Annotated in this window: 17 protein-coding genes; 9 read left to right on the forward strand and 8 right to left on the reverse strand. The window is 63.3% G+C overall.

All coding sequences use genetic code 11. From position 1 onward, the window contains the following. Position 1: 1 nt before the first annotated feature. The 3 genes from ABE456_RS06205 to lpdA are packed head-to-tail and all read left to right on the forward strand — an operon-like array spanning position 2 to position 3,714. The gene (locus ABE456_RS06205) at positions 2–1,060 is read left to right on the forward strand and encodes an alpha-ketoacid dehydrogenase subunit beta (RefSeq protein ID WP_346643156.1); all 1,059 of its coding nucleotides are present in this window, start codon (positions 2–4) and stop codon (positions 1,058–1,060) included. After that, complete coding sequence (locus ABE456_RS06210; RefSeq protein ID WP_346643157.1) at positions 1,061–2,332, forward strand: dihydrolipoamide acetyltransferase family protein; 1,272 nt, start codon at positions 1,061–1,063, stop codon at positions 2,330–2,332. A 2-nt stretch (positions 2,333–2,334) separates the two neighbouring features. Next, positions 2,335–3,714 (forward strand): dihydrolipoyl dehydrogenase, encoded by a 1,380-nt coding sequence (lpdA, locus tag ABE456_RS06215; RefSeq protein WP_346643158.1) that lies wholly within the window; start codon positions 2,335–2,337, stop codon positions 3,712–3,714. A 181-nt stretch (positions 3,715–3,895) separates the two neighbouring features. Here lpdA and ABE456_RS06220 read toward each other — a convergent pair whose 3' ends face one another. Then, positions 3,896–5,002 carry a GlxA family transcriptional regulator gene (locus ABE456_RS06220; RefSeq protein WP_016484513.1) on the reverse strand — a complete coding sequence of 369 codons (1,107 nt, stop codon included), beginning with the start codon at positions 5,000–5,002 and terminating at the stop codon, positions 3,896–3,898. 511 nt (positions 5,003–5,513) lie between these two features. Beyond that, on the reverse strand, positions 5,514–6,890 hold the full coding sequence (locus ABE456_RS06225; RefSeq protein ID WP_346643159.1) for an L-serine ammonia-lyase: 1,377 nt from the start codon (positions 6,888–6,890) through the stop codon (positions 5,514–5,516). A 453-nt stretch (positions 6,891–7,343) separates the two neighbouring features. Between ABE456_RS06225 and ABE456_RS06230 the strand changes: the two genes are divergently transcribed. From ABE456_RS06230 to choV, 3 genes are all read left to right on the forward strand, one after another. Continuing rightward, positions 7,344–8,291: a choline ABC transporter substrate-binding protein gene (locus ABE456_RS06230; protein ID WP_346643160.1), complete on the forward strand. Its 948-nt coding sequence runs from the start codon at positions 7,344–7,346 to the stop codon at positions 8,289–8,291. Between the two features lie 81 nt (positions 8,292–8,372). Beyond that, the gene (gene choW / locus ABE456_RS06235) at positions 8,373–9,221 is read left to right on the forward strand and encodes a choline ABC transporter permease subunit (RefSeq protein ID WP_346643178.1); all 849 of its coding nucleotides are present in this window, start codon (positions 8,373–8,375) and stop codon (positions 9,219–9,221) included. Beyond that, entirely contained in the window at positions 9,218–10,396 is a 1,179-nt protein-coding gene (gene choV / locus ABE456_RS06240; protein ID WP_346643161.1) for a choline ABC transporter ATP-binding protein, read from the forward strand. The genes choW and choV overlap by 4 nt, the downstream gene beginning before the upstream one ends. Positions 10,397–10,534: 138 nt before the next feature. Here choV and hisF read toward each other — a convergent pair whose 3' ends face one another. The 6 genes from hisF to ABE456_RS06270 all read right to left on the reverse strand — a co-directional run bounded on the left by hisF (position 10,535) and on the right by ABE456_RS06270 (position 15,473). Continuing rightward, a complete protein-coding gene (gene hisF, locus ABE456_RS06245; protein WP_346643162.1) occupies positions 10,535–11,305 on the reverse strand; it encodes an imidazole glycerol phosphate synthase subunit HisF in 771 nt (256 codons plus the stop codon). 10 nt (positions 11,306–11,315) lie between these two features. Next, on the reverse strand, positions 11,316–12,053 hold the full coding sequence (gene hisA, locus ABE456_RS06250; RefSeq protein WP_003255731.1) for a 1-(5-phosphoribosyl)-5-[(5-phosphoribosylamino)methylideneamino]imidazole-4-carboxamide isomerase: 738 nt from the start codon (positions 12,051–12,053) through the stop codon (positions 11,316–11,318). Between the two features lie 27 nt (positions 12,054–12,080). Further along, on the reverse strand, positions 12,081–12,341 hold the full coding sequence (locus tag ABE456_RS06255) for a DUF2164 domain-containing protein (RefSeq protein ID WP_201175018.1): 261 nt from the start codon (positions 12,339–12,341) through the stop codon (positions 12,081–12,083). Next, complete coding sequence (gene hisH / locus ABE456_RS06260; protein ID WP_016714499.1) at positions 12,342–12,980, reverse strand: imidazole glycerol phosphate synthase subunit HisH; 639 nt, start codon at positions 12,978–12,980, stop codon at positions 12,342–12,344. Beyond that, positions 12,981–13,574 (reverse strand): imidazoleglycerol-phosphate dehydratase HisB, encoded by a 594-nt coding sequence (gene hisB, locus ABE456_RS06265; protein WP_003255736.1) that lies wholly within the window; start codon positions 13,572–13,574, stop codon positions 12,981–12,983. Between the two features lie 237 nt (positions 13,575–13,811). After that, positions 13,812–15,473 (reverse strand): OFA family MFS transporter, encoded by a 1,662-nt coding sequence (locus ABE456_RS06270; RefSeq protein ID WP_346643163.1) that lies wholly within the window; start codon positions 15,471–15,473, stop codon positions 13,812–13,814. Positions 15,474–15,760: 287 nt separating this feature from the next. Between ABE456_RS06270 and ABE456_RS06275 the strand changes: the two genes are divergently transcribed. Genes ABE456_RS06275 through ABE456_RS06285 form a run of 3 tightly spaced genes read left to right on the forward strand, consistent with a single transcriptional unit; the run spans position 15,761 to position 19,340 of the window. After that, complete coding sequence (locus ABE456_RS06275; protein ID WP_346643164.1) at positions 15,761–18,007, forward strand: AsmA family protein; 2,247 nt, start codon at positions 15,761–15,763, stop codon at positions 18,005–18,007. After that, positions 18,004–19,071 (forward strand): A/G-specific adenine glycosylase, encoded by a 1,068-nt coding sequence (gene mutY, locus ABE456_RS06280; RefSeq protein ID WP_346643165.1) that lies wholly within the window; start codon positions 18,004–18,006, stop codon positions 19,069–19,071. Before ABE456_RS06275 ends, mutY begins: the two co-directional genes overlap by 4 nt. Continuing rightward, positions 19,068–19,340, forward strand: coding sequence for an oxidative damage protection protein (locus ABE456_RS06285; protein ID WP_144170193.1), 273 nt, complete (start codon positions 19,068–19,070; stop codon positions 19,338–19,340). Before mutY ends, ABE456_RS06285 begins: the two co-directional genes overlap by 4 nt. Positions 19,341–19,367 lie beyond the last annotated feature (27 nt).

Genomic DNA, 19,367 nt, shown 5'->3' on the forward strand with positions numbered 1-19,367 from the left:
GATGAACGACCACAATAACAGCATCAACCCGGAAACCGCCATGGCCACCACTACCATGACCATGATCCAGGCCCTGCGCTCGGCCATGGATGTCATGCTTGAGCGCGACGACAATGTAGTGGTGTACGGCCAGGACGTCGGTTACTTCGGCGGCGTGTTCCGTTGCACCGAGGGCCTGCAGAACAAATACGGCAAATCCCGTGTGTTCGACGCCCCGATCTCGGAGAGCGGCATCGTCGGCACGGCCGTGGGCATGGGTGCCTACGGCCTGCGCCCGGTGGTGGAAATCCAGTTCGCCGATTACTTCTACCCGGCCTCCGACCAGATCGTCTCGGAAATGGCGCGCCTGCGTTATCGTTCGGCCGGCGAGTTCATCGCCCCGCTGACCCTGCGCATGCCCTGCGGTGGCGGCATCTATGGCGGCCAGACCCACAGCCAGAGCCCGGAAGCGATGTTCACCCAGGTGTGCGGCCTGCGCACCGTCATGCCGTCCAACCCGTATGACGCCAAAGGCCTGCTGATTGCCTCGATCGAATGCGACGACCCGGTGATCTTCCTTGAGCCCAAGCGCCTGTACAACGGCCCGTTCGACGGCCACCACGACCGCCCGGTAACCCCGTGGTCGAAGCACCCGCACAGCGCCGTACCCGATGGCTACTACACCGTGCCGCTGGACAAGGCCGCCATTACCCGCCCCGGCAATGACGTGACCGTGCTGACCTACGGCACCACGGTATATGTGGCCCAGGTGGCCGCCGAAGAAACCGGCGTCGACGCCGAAGTGATCGACCTGCGCAGCCTGTGGCCGCTGGACCTGGACACCATCGTCGAGTCGGTGAAAAAGACCGGCCGCTGCGTCGTCGTGCATGAAGCCACCCGCACTTGCGGCTTCGGCGCCGAACTGGTGTCGCTGGTGCAAGAGCACTGCTTCCACCACCTGGAGGCGCCGATCGAGCGCGTCACTGGTTGGGACACCCCCTACCCTCACGCGCAGGAATGGGCTTACTTCCCAGGGCCTTCGCGGGTAGGTGCGGCATTGAAAAAGGTCATGGAGGTCTGAATGGGCACGCACGTCATCAAGATGCCGGACATTGGCGAAGGCATCGCGCAGGTCGAGTTGGTGGAATGGTTCGTCAAGGTCGGCGACATGATCGCCGAGGACCAGGTGGTGGCCGACGTCATGACCGACAAGGCCACCGTGGAAATCCCTTCGCCGGTCAGCGGCAAGGTGCTGGCCCTGGGTGGCCAGCCTGGTGAAGTGATGGCGGTTGGCAGCGAGCTGATCCGCATCGAAGTGGAAGGCAGCGGCAACCATGTGGATGTGCCAACGGCCAAACCGGTCGAGGCCCCTGCTGCCCCTGTAGCGGCCAAGCCGGCGCCACAGCAAGACGCAAAACCCGCAGCATACCAGGCGCCTGCCAACCACGAGGCAGCCCCGATCGTGCCGCGCCAGCCGGGTGACAAGCCGCTGGCCTCGCCAGCGGTGCGCAAACGCGCGCTGGACGCCGGTATCGAACTGCGTTACGTGCATGGCAGCGGCCCGGCCGGGCGCATCCTGCACGAAGACCTCGACGCCTTCATGAGCAAGCCGCAAAGCGCCGCCGGGCAAACGCCAAATGGCTATGCCAAGCGCAGCGACAGCGAGCAGGTGCCGGTGATCGGCCTGCGCCGCAAGATTGCCCAGCGCATGCAGGACGCCAAGCGCCGGGTCGCGCACTTCAGCTATGTGGAAGAAATCGACGTCACCGCCCTGGAAGCCCTGCGCCAGCAGCTCAACAGCAAGTACGGCGACAGCCGCGGCAAGCTCACCCTGCTGCCGTTCCTGGTGCGCGCCCTGGTCGTGGCGCTACGTGACTTCCCGCAGATCAACGCCACCTATGACGACGAAGCGCAAGTCATCACCCGCCATGGCGCGGTGCATGTGGGCATCGCCACCCAGGGTGACAACGGCTTGATGGTGCCTGTGTTGCGCCATGCCGAAGCGGGCAGCTTGTGGGCCAATGCCGGCGAGATCTCGCGCCTGGCCAACGCTGCGCGCAACAACAAGGCCAACCGTGAGGAGCTGTCTGGTTCGACCATCACCCTGACCAGCCTGGGTGCCCTGGGTGGCATCGTCAGCACGCCGGTGGTCAATACCCCGGAAGTGGCGATTGTCGGCGTCAACCGCATGGTTGAGCGGCCGGTGGTGATCGACGGCCAGATCGTCGTGCGCAAGATGATGAACCTGTCCAGCTCGTTCGACCACCGTGTGGTCGACGGCATGGATGCCGCGCTGTTCATCCAGGCCGTGCGTGGCCTGCTCGAACAACCCGCCTGCCTGTTCGTGGAGTGAGCATGCACCAGACTATTCAAACTACCCTGCTGATCATCGGCGGCGGCCCTGGTGGCTATGTGGCTGCCATCCGCGCCGGGCAACTGGGCATTCCTACCGTGCTGGTGGAAGGCCAGGCGCTGGGCGGTACCTGCCTGAACATCGGCTGCATCCCGTCCAAGGCACTGATCCATGTTGCCGAGCAGTTCCACCAGACTTCGCGCTTTACCGAGCCATCGCCGCTGGGCATCAGCGTGGCATCGCCACGCCTGGACATCGGCCAGAGCGTGGCCTGGAAGGACGGCATCGTCGACCGCCTGACCACCGGTGTAGCCGCCCTGCTGAAAAAGCACGGGGTGAAAGTGGTACACGGCTGGGCCAAGGTGCTCGACGGCAAACAGGTCGAGGTCGATGGCCAGCGCATCCAGTGCGAGCACCTGTTGCTGGCTACCGGCTCCAACAGCGTCGAACTGCCGATGCTACCGCTGGGCGGGCCGGTGATTTCCTCGACCGAAGCCTTGGCACCAAAAGCCCTGCCGCAACACCTGGTGGTGGTGGGCGGTGGCTACATTGGCCTGGAGCTGGGCATCGCCTACCGCAAGCTGGGCGCACAGGTCAGCGTGGTGGAAGCGCGCGAGCGCATCCTGCCGACCTACGACAGTGAGCTGACAGCCCCGGTGGCCGAGTCGCTGAAGAAGCTGGGCATCACCCTGCACCTGGGCCACAGCGTCGAAGGTTACGAAAATGGCTGCCTGCTGGCCAACGACGGCAAGGGCGGGCAACTGTGCCTGGAAGCCGACCAGGTGCTGGTGGCCGTAGGCCGCCGGCCGCGCACCCAAGGTTTCAACCTGGAATGCCTGGACCTGAAAATGAATGGCGCCGCCATTGCCATCGACGAGCGCTGCCAGACCAGCATGCGCAACGTCTGGGCCATCGGCGACGTGGCCGGTGAACCGATGCTGGCGCACCGGGCCATGGCCCAGGGTGAAATGGTGGCCGAGATCATCGCCGGCAAGGCACGCCGCTTCGAGCCCAGCGCGATTGCCGCCGTGTGCTTCACCGACCCGGAAGTGGTGGTGGTCGGCAAGACCCCGGAGCAAGCCAGCCAGCAAGGGCTGGACTGCATCGTCGCGCAGTTCCCGTTTGCCGCCAACGGCCGGGCCATGAGCCTGGAATCGAAAAGTGGTTTCGTGCGTGTGGTGGCGCGGCGTGACAACCACTTGATCGTGGGTTGGCAGGCGGTTGGCGTGGCGGTTTCCGAGCTGTCCACTGCGTTTGCCCAATCGCTGGAAATGGGTGCGCGCCTGGAAGATGTGGCCGGCACCATCCATGCCCACCCGACGCTGGGTGAAGCAGTCCAGGAAGCGGCACTGCGCGCCTTGGGCCACGCCCTGCATATCTGACACTGAAGCGGCCGAGGCCGATTTGGCCCGCTGCGCCGTGAGGCGCCGCGGGTCTTTTTTTATTCATGAGTCAGTGCTGGCCTCTTCGCGGGCAAACCCGCTCCCACAGGTACTGCACCGGTCTCAAAAGCGGTGCGATACCTGTGGGAGCGGGCTTACCCGCGAAGAGGCCAGTGCTGTTTCAGAGCCTTACGCTGGCAAAGGTTGACTCGTTGCGCGCCTGGCTCAAGGCCGCCATCGGACCGCTGTGCGGCGACAGGGTCATGGCTTGCGGAATCGGCATCATCGCCACCTGCTGCGCCGTGTTGGAGCCCACTCGCTCGTCACGCGGCGGAATGCCGAAGTACTCGCGGTAGCACTTGGAGAAGTGCGGGGTAGACACAAAGCCGCACACCGACGCCACTTCGATGATCGACATTGGCGTCTGCTTCAGCAACTGCCGCGCGCGGATCAGGCGCAGCTTCAGGTAGTAGCGCGACGGCGAGCAGTGCAGGTACTTCTGGAACAGGCGCTCGAGCTGGCGGCGCGATACCGACACGTACACCGCCAGTTCGTCCAGGTCGATCGGCTCTTCGAGGTTGGCCTCCATCAAAGCGACGATTTCCTGCAGCTTTGGCTGGTTGGTGCCGAGCATGTGCTTGAGCGGTACGCGCTGGTGGTCTTGCTCGTTGCGGATGCGCTCGTAGACGAACATTTCGGAGATCGCCGCCGACAATTCACGGCCGTGATCGCGGCTGATCAGGTGCAGCATCATGTCCAGCGGCGCGGTGCCACCAGAGCTGGTGAAACGGTTACGGTCGAGGGTGAACAGGCGGGTGCTCATGTTCACCCGCGGGTAGGCCTCCTGCATGGCCGCCAGGCATTCCCAGTGCACGCTGCAATCGAAGCCGTCGAGCAGGCCGGCACAGGCCAGGGCCCAGCTGCCGGTGCACACTGCACCCAGGCGGCGCGACTGGCGGGCCTGGGCCTGCAGCCAGGTCACATGCTCGCGGGTGACGGTGCGCTGGATGCCTACGCCGCCACAGACGATCACGGTGTCGATCGGAGGGGCGCTATGCATCGCCGCGTCGGGGGTAATCTGCAAACCGTCGCTGGCCCAGACCTGGCCGCCATCAACGGTGAGGGTGTGCCAACGGTACAGCTCACGGCCGGACAGCTGGTTGGCCATGCGCAGCGGCTCGACGGCCGATGCCAGGGAAATCAGGGTGAAGTTGTCCAATAGAAGAAACCCGATGGACTGGGGTGCTGTGCGGTTCTGGGTTGGGGTCCCGGAGGTGTACGACGTCATCGCGATTTCTCCTCACACAAATGCAGGGTGTGCCTCAGGCGGGCACTGATTTCTTGTTATTGCCCCCGTTTCGTGTGCAGGGGCTTGGTGGCCAATCTCAACGCAAACGCCGTGCCTGAAATTGAACGGCTGTCCAAAAAAACCTGAAAACGACGCCTTTGTTCGGCAAATCAGGTGCTTTGATCGAGTTGGCCGATGTCCGCAAAACGGGCGTGCTAGGCACCGTGCGTGTAACAGCTGAGCAATTTGGTGACACGCGCAGTGTAAGTTGCCCAGAAACGACACTCTTGAGTGTCACCGACAACGCTAGCACTGATAACGACACCCGACGATCGGTATGCGTCGTGTTGCACCATAAGGGGGCGTTGGTGGTTATGTTGCACCGGCTTAAAACTCAAGGGCCCCTTCGCGGGTAAACCCGCTCCCACAGGTACAGCACCGCCTGTAAGGGCAATGCAGTACCTGTGGGAGCGGGTTTACCCGCGAAGAGGCCCTTGATCAGATCAAGCAATCAGCACTCGATAGCGCTGACCGCCAGGCCTCCACGCGAGGTCTCTTTGTACTTGTCGTGCATGTCGGCCCCGGTATCGCGCATGGTGCGGATCACCTGGTCGAGGGAAATGAAGTGCTCGCCATCGCCACGCAGGGCCATCTGCACCGCGTTGATGGCCTTTACCGCGGCAATCGCGTTGCGCTCGATGCACGGTACCTGTACCAACCCGCCGACCGGGTCGCAGGTCAGGCCGAGGTTGTGCTCCAGGGCAATTTCAGCGGCGTTCTCCACCTGTGGCGGGGTGGCGCCAAGCACTTCGGCAAGGCCCGCCGCGGCCATGGCGCAAGCCGAACCGACTTCACCCTGGCAACCCACTTCGGCACCGGAGATCGACGCGTTCTTCTTGCACAGGATGCCCACCGCAGCGGCGGCGAGGAAGTAGTCAACCACGCTGGAGTCGTTCACCGCATCGCTGAAACGCATGTAGTAGTGCAGCACCGCCGGGATGATGCCGGCCGCGCCATTGGTGGGCGCGGTGACCATGCGCCCGCCGGCGGCGTTTTCTTCGTTGACCGCCAAGGCGAACAGGTTGACCCACTCCATGGCGCTCATGGTCGAGCCGATCACGTTGGGCTTGCCAATTTCCTGCAGGCTGCGGTGCAGCTTGGCTGCGCGACGGCGCACGTTCAGCCCGCCAGGTAGCGTGCCTTCATACTTGAGGCCGTTGTTGACGCATTCCTGCATGGCTTCCCAGAGCTTGTGCAGGCCGGCGCGGATCTCTTCCTCGCTGCGCCAGACCTTCTCGTTGGCCATCATCAATTGCGACACGCTGAGGTCGTTTTGCTTGCACAGGCGCAGTAGCTCGGCGGCGCTGTTGAAGTCGTACGGCAGCACCGTCTGGTCGGCATCCAGCACGCCGCTGGCGGCCTGCGCGGCATCGACCACGAAACCGCCACCCACCGAGTAGTAGGTGTCGCGGTGCAGCTCGCCCTGCTCGCCTTCGGCAATCAGGGTCATGGCGTTGGGGTGGTACGGCAGGTTCTCGTCCAGCAACAGCATGTCACGGGCCCAGACAAACTCGATGGGCAGACGGTTGTCCAGTTGCAGGGTATTGGTTTCGCGCAGGTCGGCGATACGCGGCACGATCTGGGTCGGGTCAATGGCGTCCGGCCATTCGCCCATCAGGCCCATGATGGTGGCGTTGTCGGTGCCATGCCCGACACCGGTGGCCGACAGCGAGCCATACAGGCGCACTTCGATCCGCTTTACCTGCTCCAGTTCGCCGCGCTCACGCAGCCCCTGGACGAACAGGGCGCCAGCACGCATGGGGCCGACGGTGTGGGAGCTGGAGGGCCCGACACCGATCTTGAACAGGTCGAACACGCTAATGGCCATTGTCGAATCACCTCTTGCTGGGCTTGTCTCTGCGCGCCATGCGCAGGGCGGGGCAGCTGCTAGGCTGAAACAGCGGGCCGCCGTGAATGCACGCATCATCAGGCTTTTACCGCCCCCCTCGCCGTCTGCAACCGACGTACTTTTGTCCAGCAGCGCCGCGCTGTTTTTACCCAAGGAGCTCCCCCCGTCGCGCCGTTTTTCGGGGGCCTCGTGACGCAAAATTGCGGCCGAAGGGGTGGAAAAATCCATAAGCGACATCGCCCGTACTGGATACGACCCGTTCCGTACTGGTTACGACCCCACCAGTAGGCGATTGCCCAACGCTGGAGGATTATCGAAAGCGACTCGTAAAGCACGGCCACGCATCCTGCCCTCTGCAGGCCTGGTCGACCGGACCTTCAGAAAGCCCGGCGACCCACGCGAACCCGAAGACAAAATCACAGGAGTCCATCCATGAAAGGTTCACCCTCGCTGTTGCTGGTTGCGTTGTTGTCTGCGCCCTTGCTGGCTCAGGCTGCCGAACCCGAGCAATGCCAGACGGTACGGTTCTCGGATGTCGGCTGGACTGACATCACTGTCACTACCGCGACCACCAGCGTTGTGCTCGAAGCCCTGGGTTACAAGACCCACACCACCATGATCTCGGTACCGGTGACCTACAAGTCGCTGGCCACCGGCAAGGACCTGGACGTGTTTCTCGGCAACTGGATGCCGACCATGGAAAACGACATCAAGCAGTACCGCGACGCCGGCACTGTCGAGACCGTGCGCGCCAACCTGGAGAACGCCAAGTACACCCTGGCCGTGCCCCAGGCGCTGTATGACAAGGGCCTGAAGGATTTCAGCGACATTCCCAAGTTCAAGAAAGAACTCGACAGCAAGATCTACGGCATCGAACCGGGCAACGATGGCAACCGCACCATTCAGAGCATGATCGACAAGAACGCCTTCGGCCTGAAGGACGCCGGTTTCAAGATCGTCCAGTCCAGCGAGGCCGGCATGCTGTCACAGGTCGACCGCGCGCAAAAACGTGGCGAGGCACTGGTGTTCCTGGGCTGGGAACCGCACCCGATGAACACCCGCTTCAAGATGCAGTACCTGACCGGCGGGGACGAGTTCTTCGGCCCCGACTTCGGCAAGGCGACCGTATTGACCAACACCCGCAAGGGCTATGCGCAGGAGTGCAGCAACGTTGGCCAGCTGTTGAAGAACCTGTCGTTCGAGCTCAAGGATGAAAGCACCATGATGGGCTATGTCCTGGACGACAAGATGAAACCAGAGGCCGCCGCCAAGAAATGGCTCAAGGACAACCCAGGCAAGCTGGACGCCTGGCTGGCTGGCGTTACCACCGTGGATGGCAAACCCGGCCTGGAGGCGGCCAAGGCCAAGCTGACGCAATAACGAAATACGCAATAGCGCTACCTCGGGGCAGGACCGTGCCTGCCCCGGGTTGATTTCAATCTATGCAGGTGGAAGCTCGCTATCATGCTTATCGATCAGAAAATACCCTTGGGCCAGTACATCGCGTCGTTCGTCGAGTGGCTGACCCAGAACGGCGCGAACTACTTCGACGCCATCGCGCAAGGCCTGGAGTTCATGATCCATGGCGTCACCAGCGCCCTGACTTTCTTCAACCCGTTCGTACTCATCGCCCTGTTCGCCGCCCTGGCGCATTTCATCCAGCGCAAGTGGGCGCTGACCGCCTTCGTCGCCCTGTCGTTCCTGCTGATCCTCAACCTGGGGTACTGGCAGGAAACCATGGAAACCCTGGCCCAGGTGACCTTCGCCACCGTGGTGTGCGTGGCCATCGGCGTGCCGCTGGGCATCGTCGCCGCGCACAAGCCGATGTTCTACACCGCCATGCGCCCGGTACTCGACCTGATGCAGACGGTACCCACCTTCGTCTACCTGATCCCTACCCTGACCCTGTTCGGCCTGGGTGTGGTACCGGGGCTGATCTCCACCGTGGTGTTCGCCATCGCCGCGCCGATCCGCCTCACCTACCTGGGCATCTGCGACGTGCCGCAGGAGCTGATGGACGCCGGCAAGGCGTTCGGCTGCTCGCGCCGCCAGCTGCTGACCCGTATCGAACTGCCGCACGCGATGCCGAGCATCGCCGCCGGCGTTACCCAGTGCATCATGCTGTCGCTGTCGATGGTGGTGATCGCCGCCCTGGTCGGCGCTGACGGCCTGGGCAAACCTGTGGTCAACGCACTGAACACCGCCGATATCTCCCTGGGCTTCGAAGCGGGCCTGGCGATCGTGCTGCTGGCGATCATGCTCGACCGTATCTGCAAGCAACCGGAACTGCCGGTAAGGGGTGAAGCATGAGCATCATTCGTTTCGAAGACGTCGACGTCATCTTCTCCAACAAGCCGCGCGAGGCGCTGGCGCTGCTGGACAAGGGCCAGACTCGCGAGCAGATTCTCAAGCAGACCGGCCTGGTGGTCGGCGTCGAGAAGGCCAACCTGGACATCCAGAAAGGCGAAATCTGTGTGCTGATGGGCCTTTCCGGCTCGGGCAAGTCGAGCCTGCTGCGCTGCATCAACGGCCTCAACACCGTCAGCCGCGGCAAGCTGTTTGTCGAGCACGAAGGCAAGCACATCGACATTGCCCACTGCACCCCGGCCGAACTGAAGATGATGCGCACCAAGCGCATTGCCATGGTCTTCCAGAAGTTTGCCCTGATGCCTTGGCTGACGGTACGCGAGAACATCAGCTTCGGCCTGGAAATGCAGGGCCGCCCGGAAAAGGAACGGCGCAAGCTGGTTGACGAGAAGCTTGAGCTGGTGGGCCTGACCCAGTGGCGCAACAAGAAGCCGGACGAGCTGTCGGGCGGCATGCAGCAGCGCGTGGGCCTGGCCCGGGCGCTGGCGATGGATGCCGACATCCTGCTGATGGACGAACCGTTCTCGGCACTCGACCCGCTGATTCGCCAGGGCCTGCAAGACGAGCTGCTGGGCCTGCAGGCCAAGCTGAGCAAGACCATCGTGTTCGTCAGCCACGACCTCGACGAAGCACTGAAGCTGGGTAGCCGCATTGCGATCATGAAGGACGGGCGGATCATCCAGTACAGCAAGCCGGAAGAAATCGTGCTCAACCCGGCCGACGAGTACGTGCGTACCTTCGTTGCCCATACCAACCCGTTGAACGTGCTGTGTGGCCGCAGCCTGATGCGCAGCCTGGACAACTGCAAGCGGGTAAATGGTTCGGTGTGCCTGGACCCGGGTGGCGATTCGTGGCTGGACCTGAGCGAAGGCAACTCGATCAAGCGCGCGCGCCAGGGGCAGAATGGGCTGGAGATGCAGAACTGGGCGCCGGGGCAGTCGGTGGAAGGGCTGGGCCGCAGGCCTACGTTGGTACATGCCAACATTGGTATGCGTGAGGCACTGCAGATTCGCTACCAGACCGGGAACAAGCTGGTGCTGCAGGAGAATGACAAGGTGGTGGGGATACTTGGGGATACCGAGCTGTATCACGCGCTGCTCGGCAAGAATCACGGGTGATGAAATTGGGGCCGCGTTGCGGCCCTTTCGCGACACAAGGCCGCTCCCACAGGTACTGCACAAGCCTCAGGCTCAGCGCTGTACTTGTGGGAGCGGCCTTGTGTCGCGATAGGAGGGCGAAGCCCTCCCGGCGGTCTGTCAGCGAACGACGATCCCGCGCGAGGCCATGTAGGCCTTGGCCTCAGGCACCGTGTACTCGCCAAAGTGGAAGATACTGGCCGCCAGCACCGCGCTGGCGTGCCCTTCCAGAATGCCATCGGCCAGGTGCTGCAGGTTACCCACACCACCCGAGGCAATCACCGGAATACCCAGCGCATCACTGATGGCGCGGGTAACACCCAAGTCAAAGCCGTTCTTCATGCCGTCCTGGTCCATGCTGGTCAGCAGGATCTCGCCAGCGCCCAGGCCTTCCATCTTCTTCGCCCACTGCACGGCATCCAGCCCGGTCGGCTTGCGCCCACCGTGGGTGAAGATTTCCCAACGCGGCTCTTCACCCGGCCCGGAAACCTTCTTGGCGTCGATGGCGACGACGATGCACTGCGAACCGAAACGGTCCGCCGCTTCGCCGACAAACTCCGGGTTGAACACTGCGGCAGTGTTGATCGAAACCTTGTCGGCACCGGCATTGAGCAGGTTGCGAATGTCCTGCACGGTGCGCACGCCACCGCCCACGGTCAGTGGGATGAACACCTGGCTGGCCATGCGCTCGACGGTATGCAGGGTGGTGTCACGGCCATCGACGCTGGCGGTGATGTCGAGGAAGGTGATTTCGTCGGCACCTTGCTCGTCGTAGCGACGGGCGATTTCCACCGGGTCGCCGGCATCACGAATGTTCTCGAACTTGACGCCCTTGACCACCCGGCCGTTGTCCACGTCCAGGCAAGGGATGATGCGCTTGGCCAGTGCCATGGTTCAGTCCTCAGCCTTGGTAGTTGTCGCAGAAGGCTTGGGCCTCGGCGACGTCGAGGGTGCCTTCGTAGATGGCACGGCCGGTGATGGCGCCGATGATGCCTGGGGCCTTGGCGTCCAGCAGGGCCTTGATGTCGCCCAGGTTGTGGATACCGCCCGAGGCAATTACCGGGATGCGTGTGGCTTCGGCCAGGGCTTTGGTGAAGGGCACGTTGCAGCCCTGCATCATGCCGTCCTTGGCGATGTCGGTGTAGACAATCGCCGAGACGCCATCGGCCTCGAAACGCTTGGCCAGGTCGATCACCTGCACCGAGCTCACTTCAGCCCAGCCATCGGTAGCAACGAAGCCGTCCTTGGCGTCCAGGCCAACGATCACCTTGCCCGGGAAGGCCTTGCACGCTTCGGCGACGAACTCTGGCTGCTTGACTGCCTTGGTGCCGATGATCACGTAGCTGACGCCGGCCTTGACGTAGTGTTCGATGGTTTCCAGCGAACGAATGCCACCGCCGATTTGGATCGGCAGGTTCGGGTAACGCTTGGCGATGGCGGTAACCACCTCACCGTTGACCGGCTGGCCTTCGAAGGCGCCGTTGAGGTCAACCAGGTGCAGGCGGCGGCAGCCACCTTCGACCCACTTGGCGGCCATGCTCACCGGGTCGTCGGAAAATACCGTGGAGTCTTCCATACGGCCCTGGCGCAGGCGCACGCAGGCACCGTCCTTCAGATCGATAGCGGGGATAATCAGCATCTTGGGAACCTGTCTGTTCTTAGGGTTTCAGGGCTTCTCGAGCGCCCACAGATCACTTTCGATGCTCTCGAACCGCTCCTTGAGGTGCAGCTGAACATCGGCAATCGCCCTGTTGTAGTAATGGGGTGCAATTTCTTTGCTGAACAGCTCAAGGACCTCGGCCACCTCGAACGACCCCAGCTCCAGCTCGAAACGGTCTTCGAGGAAGCGCTTGAGCGTGTCGAGCGCTTCGCGCTCCTGCTCGGGGGCCAGGGTGATGACCGGGGCCTTGGTCTTCGACCTGCTCATTTACCAGCGCCCGTCCCAGGCAACGAAGTTCTGCAGCAACTGCAGGCCATGGGTATGGCTCTTCTCCGGGTGGAACTGCACGGCAAAGCGCGAGCCATCGGCCAGCGCAGCGGCGAAATCGACGCCATAGTGGCCGCGGCCGACCACTTGGCCTGGCTTGCCGGCATTGATGTAGTAGCTGTGCACGAAGTAGAAACGTGCGCGGTCAGGGATGTCGTGCCACAGCGGGTGGTCGATGGTCTGGCCAACTTCGTTCCAGCCCATGTGCGGCACCTTCAGGTGCTCGCCGTCTTCTTTCAGGTCTTTGCCGAAGAAGCGCACCTGGCCGGGGAACAGGCCGATGCAGTCGACACCGTCGTTTTCTTCGCTGTGTTCAAGCAGCGCCTGCATACCCACGCAGATGCCGAGGAACGGGCGGTCCTGGCTAACTTCGCGCACCAGGCTGTCGAAGCCCAGGCGGCGGATTTCGGCCATGCAGTCGCGGATCGCGCCCACACCCGGGAACACCACACGGTCGGCCTCGCGGATCACCGCAGCATCGCTGGTAACCAGCACCTTGCCGGCGCCCACATGCTCAAGCGCCTTGGCCACCGAGTGCAGGTTGCCCATGCCATAGTCGATTACGGCTACCGTCTGCATTTACAGGCACCCTTTGGTGGAAGGCATCTGCCCTGCCATGCGCTCGTCGAGGGTGATGGCCATGCGCAGGGCGCGGCCGAAAGCCTTGAACACGGTTTCGATCTGGTGGTGGGTGTTGTGGCCACGCAGGTTGTCGATGTGCAGGGTGACCAGGGCGTGGTTGACGAAGCCCTGGAAGAACTCCTGGAACAGGTCGACATCGAAGCCGCCGACGCTGGCACGGGTGTACGGTACGTGCATCTGCAGGCCTGGGCGGCCGGAGAAGTCGATGACCACGCGCGACAGCGCTTCGTCCAGCGGCACATAGGCGTGGCCGTAGCGGAAGATGCCTTTTTTGTCACCGATGGCCTGGGCGAATGCCATGCCCAGGGTGATACCGACGTCTTCGACGGTATGGTGATCGTCGATATGCGTGTCACCCTTGCACTCGATATCCAGATCGATCAGCCCATGGCGGGCGATCTGGTCCAGCATGTGTTCAAGAAAAGGCACACCGATATCGAATCGGGCCTTGCCACTGCCATCGAGGTTGATCGAGCACTTGACCTGGGTTTCCAGGGTATTGCGCTCGACGGAAGCCTTACGTTCGACCATCACCAGCTCCGCAAAATCATTGGGCGAAAAGGGCTCCATTATAGGCCCAGAACGCGCCAGCTTGAAACGCGGATGACATATGGCAAAGCGAGGAATTGCAGGGGCTGAATACCGCTACAGGTCTATACAACCGGGTAATTGGGGCTGCTTGTAGGAGCGACCTTGCGCAGCCCATCGCGACGCAAGGCCGCTCCTACAACTGATCGCGTGAGCTCTAGGACCCGGCTGTATCACTCATCAATGGAACAGCACAGCCGTCTTCTGCAGGGTAATCCACACCCCCCAGGCCAACGGCACGACCACCACCGCCCAGGCCAGCAGCACCAGCGGCAGGCTGCCCGGTGCCGCTTTCCACTCCAGCGACCGCGCACCATCGGCACCCTTGTCATGGCTCAACGCCCGCTCGGCCGCCAGCTCGGCATCGCTCATGAAGTGCTTGTCAGCCACCGGCCGCACCAGCATGTTGCAGATAAAGCCCAGCACCAGCAGGCCGGCGAGGATGTACAAGGTCATGTCGTAAGCCGCCGCCCGCTCCACGCCCGCCGCCAGTTGATACTCACGCAGGTAGGTGATCAGCACCGGCCCCAGCACCCCCGCCGCCGCCCAGGCGGTCAGCAAACGGCCGTGAATGGCACCAACCATCTGCGTGCCGAACAGGTCGGCCAGGTACGCCGGCACCGTGGCAAAACCACCGCCATACATCGACAGGATGATGCAGAACGCCGCCACGAACAGCGCCACGTTACCCAGGTGGCCCATGTTCGGCACCAGGCTGTACAAGCCCACACCCAGGGCGAAGAAGGCGAAGTAGGTGTTCTTGCGGCCGATGTAGTCGGAGAACGACGCCCAGAAGAACCGCCCGCCGATGTTGAACAGGCTCAGCAGGCCGGTAAAACCAGCGGCGATCGCGGCAATCTGCGCCAGCTGCGCAGCGTTCAGCTGGCTGAAAGTCAGTTCGTTGCCCAGCAACTTGCCGGCGAACACTTCCTGCAGCAGTGGCGAGGCCATGCCCAGAATACCGATGCCGGCCGACACGTTCAGGCACAGTACCAGCCAGATCAGCGCGAACTGCGGGGTTTTCCAGGCCACGCTGACGTGCACGTGGCGGTCGGTGACCATGGCATTGCCGGCTTTTTTCAACGGGGCCGTCCAGCCTTCAGGCTTCCAGCCGGTCGGCGGTACGCGATAGGCCAGGGCGCCGGCAGTCATGAATACGAAGTAGATCGCCGCCATGGCGACGAAGCTCTGCCATACGCCTACTTCGTGCTCGTTGCCAAAATGCCCCATCAGCGCGGTGGCCAGCGGTGCACCCACCATGGCCCCGCCGCCGAAGCCCATGATCGCCATGCCGGTGGCCATGCCGCGCTTGTCCGGGAACCACTTGATCAGGGTAGACACTGGCGAAATGTAGCCCAGGCCCAGGCCGATACCGCCGATCACCCCGGAACCCAGCCACATCAGCCACAGCTGGTGGGTTTTCACACCAAGCGCCGAAATCAGCATGCCGCCGCACCAGCACAACGCCGAAACCAGGCCGGCCTTGCGCGGGCCGGCGTGCTCCAGCCAACCGCCCAGCACCGCCGCCGAGCAGCCGAGGAAGACGAAGAACAAGGTGTAGATCCAGCTCAGCATCGAGATTGGCCAGTCGCATTCGGCGCTGAACATACGGGCCATGAAGCCCATGTCCGCCGCGCAGGCGACCGGGGCGGTGATGCCAAGGGCTTGCGACAGCGGCAGCCAGAACACCGAGAAGCCATAAGCCATGCCGATGCACAGGTGAATGGCCAGGGCGGCTGGCGGGACCAGCCAGCGGTTGAAGCCCGGGCGGGCAATGATGCGCTCCTTCGACAGGAAGCCTGGCGCACTGGCCAAGGTACCCGTCGCGACGGTACTGCTCATGGATCTGATCCTTCTTGTAGGGAGGGTGCAGGCAAAGCGGCGCAAGGGTAGCAGCATCAAGTAGCGTGAAAGCAATCTGATATCGTTAATTTTTGCTCGGCTGAAACGGTCATGTTGCCTGTACCCGCGAAGAGGCCGGCACAGGCAAACATCGGTCTGTGGAAAGCCGTACCATCTGCTGCAAACGTAGGAAACGCCCTGTATCTCTAGTCGAACAAGCAGGGACATACACTGCGGCGCTATACTCTGCCGCTTGAATTTCAAAAACGGACTACAAGGACTCGCCCATGAAAGCGTTCGGCAAAATCCTGGGACTGGGGCTTCTCGGGTTGCTGCTGATCATCGTGGCGCTGGGCTTCGCCCTGACCCACCTCTTCGATCCCAACGACTACAAAGACGAGATTCGCCAGCTGGCGCGCGACAAGGCTCACGTCGAACTGACCCTCAACGGCGACATTGGCTGGAGCCTGTTCCCGTGGCTGGGCCTGGAGCTGCACGAAGCCAGCATCGCCACCTTGAACAAACCCAAGGAGCCGTTCGCCGACCTGCAGATGCTCGGCCTGTCGGTGCGTGTGCTGCCATTGCTGCGCCGCGAAGTACAGATGAGCGACGTGCGCGTCGAAGGCCTGAACCTGACCCTGGCGCGCGACGAACAAGGCCATGGCAACTGGGAGGACATCGGCAAGCCACTGCCTGCGCAGAACGGCGCAGGCGCTGATGCACAAGCCAATGCACCGGCCCAGGCACCCGCCGAGCAGAAGCCGGCGCCTGCCGAAGGCAACGACCGCGCCGTCAAGCTGGACATCGACAGCCTGACCGTGAACAACGCCCGCGTGCAGTACACCGATGCCAAGACCGGCCAAAGCTACAGCGCCGAGAGCATCCAGCTGAGCACCGGCCCGGTCCACGAAGGCACGAACATTCCGCTCAAGGCCAGTGCCTTCATCAGCGCCAGCCAGCCGAACATCAAGGCCCGCACCGAGCTTGCCGGCGAGCTGCGCTTTGACCGCAAGCTCAAGCGCTACAACTTCGAGGACATGCGCCTGTCGGGCGAAACCTCCGGTGAGCCGACCGGCGGCAAGACCGTGACCTTCGCTGCTCAGGGCCAACTGCTGGTCGACCTGGCCGCCAATGTCGCCTCGTGGAGCGGCCTGAAAGTCTCGGCCAACCAGCTGCGCGCCCTGGGCGAGCTGAACCTGCGTGACCTGGACAAGGCGCCACAACTTAGCGGCGGCCTGTCCATCGCCCAGTTCAACCTGCGCACCTTCCTCGACAGCATCGGCCGCCCGCTGCCGGCCACCAACGACCCTGCGGCCTTCGCCAAGCTGGAGCTGGTCACCCGCCTGCAGGGCACGCCGAACAGCCTGGCCCTGGAAGACCTGGCGGTGAAGCTGGACGAAAGCACCTTCAGTGGCCGCGTCGCGGTCGAAGACTTCGCCAAGCAAGCGCTGCGCCTGCAGCTTAAAGGCGACACCTTCGACGCCGACCGCTACCTGCCGGCCAAAAGCGAAGAAGCCAAGGGCGCCACTGCTGCGCGCCAGGCCGAGGTCAAGCAACAGGAAGCCAGCGCCGTGGCCGGTGCCGGCAACTCGCCGCTGCCTAACGCCCCGACCCAGGTGGCCTGGAGCGACGACAAGCTGCTGCCGGTCGACCGCCTGCGCGCCCTCGACCTGCAGGCCGACCTGGCCTTCGGCTCGCTGACCGTGGACAAGCTGCCGATCGAAGACGCCCAGCTCAAGGCCATCGGCCAAGGCGGCCTGCTGACCCTGCAAACCCTGCGCGGCGAGCTGTACAACGGTACCTTCGAAGCCAAGGGCACAGTCGACGTGCGCCCTGCCGTGCCGCAACTGGGTGTGAACACCAACATCCAGCGGGTGCCGGTAGAGCACTTCATCAAGGCCGAAGGCAAGGAGCAGGCACCACCGGTCAAGGGCCTGCTGACCCTGACCAGCGACCTGACCGCTACCGGCAACAGCCAGAAAGCCCTGGTCGACACCCTCAATGGCAACGCCAACTTCACCATCAACGATGGCGTGCTGGTCAACGCCAACCTGGAACAGCAGCTGTGCCAGGCCATCGCCACGCTGAACCGCAAATCGCTCAACGGCGAGCCACGCGGCAAGGACACCCCATTCCAGGAACTGCGCGGCAGCCTGGTAATACGCAACGGCGTCGCCAGCAACCCGGACCTCAAGGCGCGCATCCCCGGCCTGACCGTCAACGGCCACGGCGACCTCGACCTGCGTGTGCTGGGCATGGACTACAACGTTGGCGTGATCGTCGAAGGCGACCAGCGCGCCATGCCGGACCCGGCCTGCCAGGTCAACGAACGCTATGTCGGTGTCGAAATACCGCTGCGCTGCCGCGGCCCACTGGAGCTGGGCGCCAAGGCCTGCCGCCTGGACCAGGACGGCCTGGGCAAGGTTGCCGCCAAGCTGGCCGGCAACCGCCTGCAAGACAAGATCGATGAAAAACTCGGAGACAAAGTGAGCCCGGAAGTGAAAGACGCGCTCAAGGGGCTGTTCAAGCGATGAGCCCCGAGCAGTTCTCCAGCGCTGTGCTGGATTGGTATGACGAACATGGCCGGCACGACCTGCCCTGGCAACAGGGCATCAACCCGTACCGGGTATGGGTGTCGGAAATCATGTTGCAGCAGACCCAGGTCAGCACCGTGCTCAACTACTTCGACCGTTTCATGCAGGCCCTGCCGACCGTGCAGGCCTTGGCCGAGGCGCCGGAGGATGAAGTGCTGCACCTGTGGACGGGCCTGGGCTACTACACGCGCGCGCGCAACCTGCAAAAGGCTGCGAAGATCGTCGTCGAGCAACATGGCGGCGAGTTCCCGCGCAGTGTCGAGCAGCTCACCGAGCTGCCCGGCATCGGCCGCTCCACGGCGGGGGCCATTGCCAGCATCAGCATGGGCATCCGCGCGCCGATCCTCGACGGCAACGTCAAGCGCGTGCTAGCCCGCTACACCGCCCAGGCCGGCTACCCCGGCGAGCCCAAGGTGGCCAACCAGCTGTGGGCCACAGCCGAACGCTTTACCCCGCAGCAACGCGCCAACCACTACACCCAGGCGATGATGGACATGGGTGCCACGCTGTGTACCCGCAGCAAGCCCAGTTGCCTGATCTGCCCGCTGCAGCGCGGCTGCGAAGCGCACCTGCATGGTGAAGAAACCCGCTACCCCGAGCCCAAGCCGCGCAAGGCGCTGCCACAACGGCGCACGCTGATGCCGCTGCTGGCCAACCACGATGGCGCCATCCTGCTTTACCGCCGCCCGTCCAGCGGCCTGTGGGGTGGTTTGTGGAGCCTGCCCGAGCTGGACGACATCGCCCAGCTCGACGACCTGGCCTACCAGCACGGCCTGCGCCTGGCTGGTAGCCACGCCATGGACAGCCTGACCCACACCTTCAGCCACTTCCAGCTGGCGATCGAGCCCTGGCTGGTGCGCGTCGACCCGGTCGGCCAGCACATGGCCGAGGCAGACTGGCTCTGGTATAACCTCGCCACCCCACCGCGCCTGGGCCTCGCCGCCCCGGTCAAAAAGCTGCTTAAACGCGCGGCCGACGAACTGATTGCAGGAGACGCCCAATGACCCGCACCGTGATGTGCCGCAAGTACAAAGAACAATTGCCAGGCCTGGAGCGCCCGCCCTATCCAGGCGCCAAGGGCCAGGACATCTTCGAACACATCTCGCAGAAGGCCTGGGCCGACTGGCAGAAGCACCAGACCATGCTGATCAACGAAAAGCGCCTGAACATGATGAACGCCGAGGACCGCAAATTCCTCCAGGGCGAGATGGACAAGTTTTTCGCCGGTGAAGAATACGCCCAGGCGGAAGGCTACGTTCCACCCTCGGAATGACCCCACGAATCGTAAGCGACGGAATTA

The organism is Pseudomonas sp. TWI929, from assembly GCF_039673335.1.
Taxonomy (GTDB): Bacteria; Pseudomonadota; Gammaproteobacteria; order Pseudomonadales; family Pseudomonadaceae; genus Aquipseudomonas.

Excerpts from the sequence above, each read along its gene's own strand:
- ABE456_RS06205 (WP_346643156.1), top strand. The coding sequence starts at position 2 with ATGAACGACCACAATAACAGCATCAACCCGGAAACCGCCATGGCCACC.
- ABE456_RS06210 (WP_346643157.1), top strand. The coding sequence starts at position 1,061 with ATGGGCACGCACGTCATCAAGATGCCGGACATTGGCGAAGGCATCGCG.
- lpdA (WP_346643158.1), top strand. The coding sequence starts at position 2,335 with ATGCACCAGACTATTCAAACTACCCTGCTGATCATCGGCGGCGGCCCT.
- ABE456_RS06220 (WP_016484513.1), bottom strand. The coding sequence starts at position 5,002 with ATGACGTCGTACACCTCCGGGACCCCAACCCAGAACCGCACAGCACCC.
- ABE456_RS06225 (WP_346643159.1), bottom strand. The coding sequence starts at position 6,890 with ATGGCCATTAGCGTGTTCGACCTGTTCAAGATCGGTGTCGGGCCCTCC.
- ABE456_RS06230 (WP_346643160.1), top strand. The coding sequence starts at position 7,344 with ATGAAAGGTTCACCCTCGCTGTTGCTGGTTGCGTTGTTGTCTGCGCCC.
- choV (WP_346643161.1), top strand. The coding sequence starts at position 9,218 with ATGAGCATCATTCGTTTCGAAGACGTCGACGTCATCTTCTCCAACAAG.
- hisF (WP_346643162.1), bottom strand. The coding sequence starts at position 11,305 with ATGGCACTGGCCAAGCGCATCATCCCTTGCCTGGACGTGGACAACGGC.
- hisA (WP_003255731.1), bottom strand. The coding sequence starts at position 12,053 with ATGCTGATTATCCCCGCTATCGATCTGAAGGACGGTGCCTGCGTGCGC.
- ABE456_RS06255 (WP_201175018.1), bottom strand. The coding sequence starts at position 12,341 with ATGAGCAGGTCGAAGACCAAGGCCCCGGTCATCACCCTGGCCCCCGAG.
- hisH (WP_016714499.1), bottom strand. The coding sequence starts at position 12,980 with ATGCAGACGGTAGCCGTAATCGACTATGGCATGGGCAACCTGCACTCG.
- hisB (WP_003255736.1), bottom strand. The coding sequence starts at position 13,574 with ATGGTCGAACGTAAGGCTTCCGTCGAGCGCAATACCCTGGAAACCCAG.
- ABE456_RS06270 (WP_346643163.1), bottom strand. The coding sequence starts at position 15,473 with ATGAGCAGTACCGTCGCGACGGGTACCTTGGCCAGTGCGCCAGGCTTC.
- ABE456_RS06275 (WP_346643164.1), top strand. The coding sequence starts at position 15,761 with ATGAAAGCGTTCGGCAAAATCCTGGGACTGGGGCTTCTCGGGTTGCTG.
- mutY (WP_346643165.1), top strand. The coding sequence starts at position 18,004 with ATGAGCCCCGAGCAGTTCTCCAGCGCTGTGCTGGATTGGTATGACGAA.
- ABE456_RS06285 (WP_144170193.1), top strand. The coding sequence starts at position 19,068 with ATGACCCGCACCGTGATGTGCCGCAAGTACAAAGAACAATTGCCAGGC.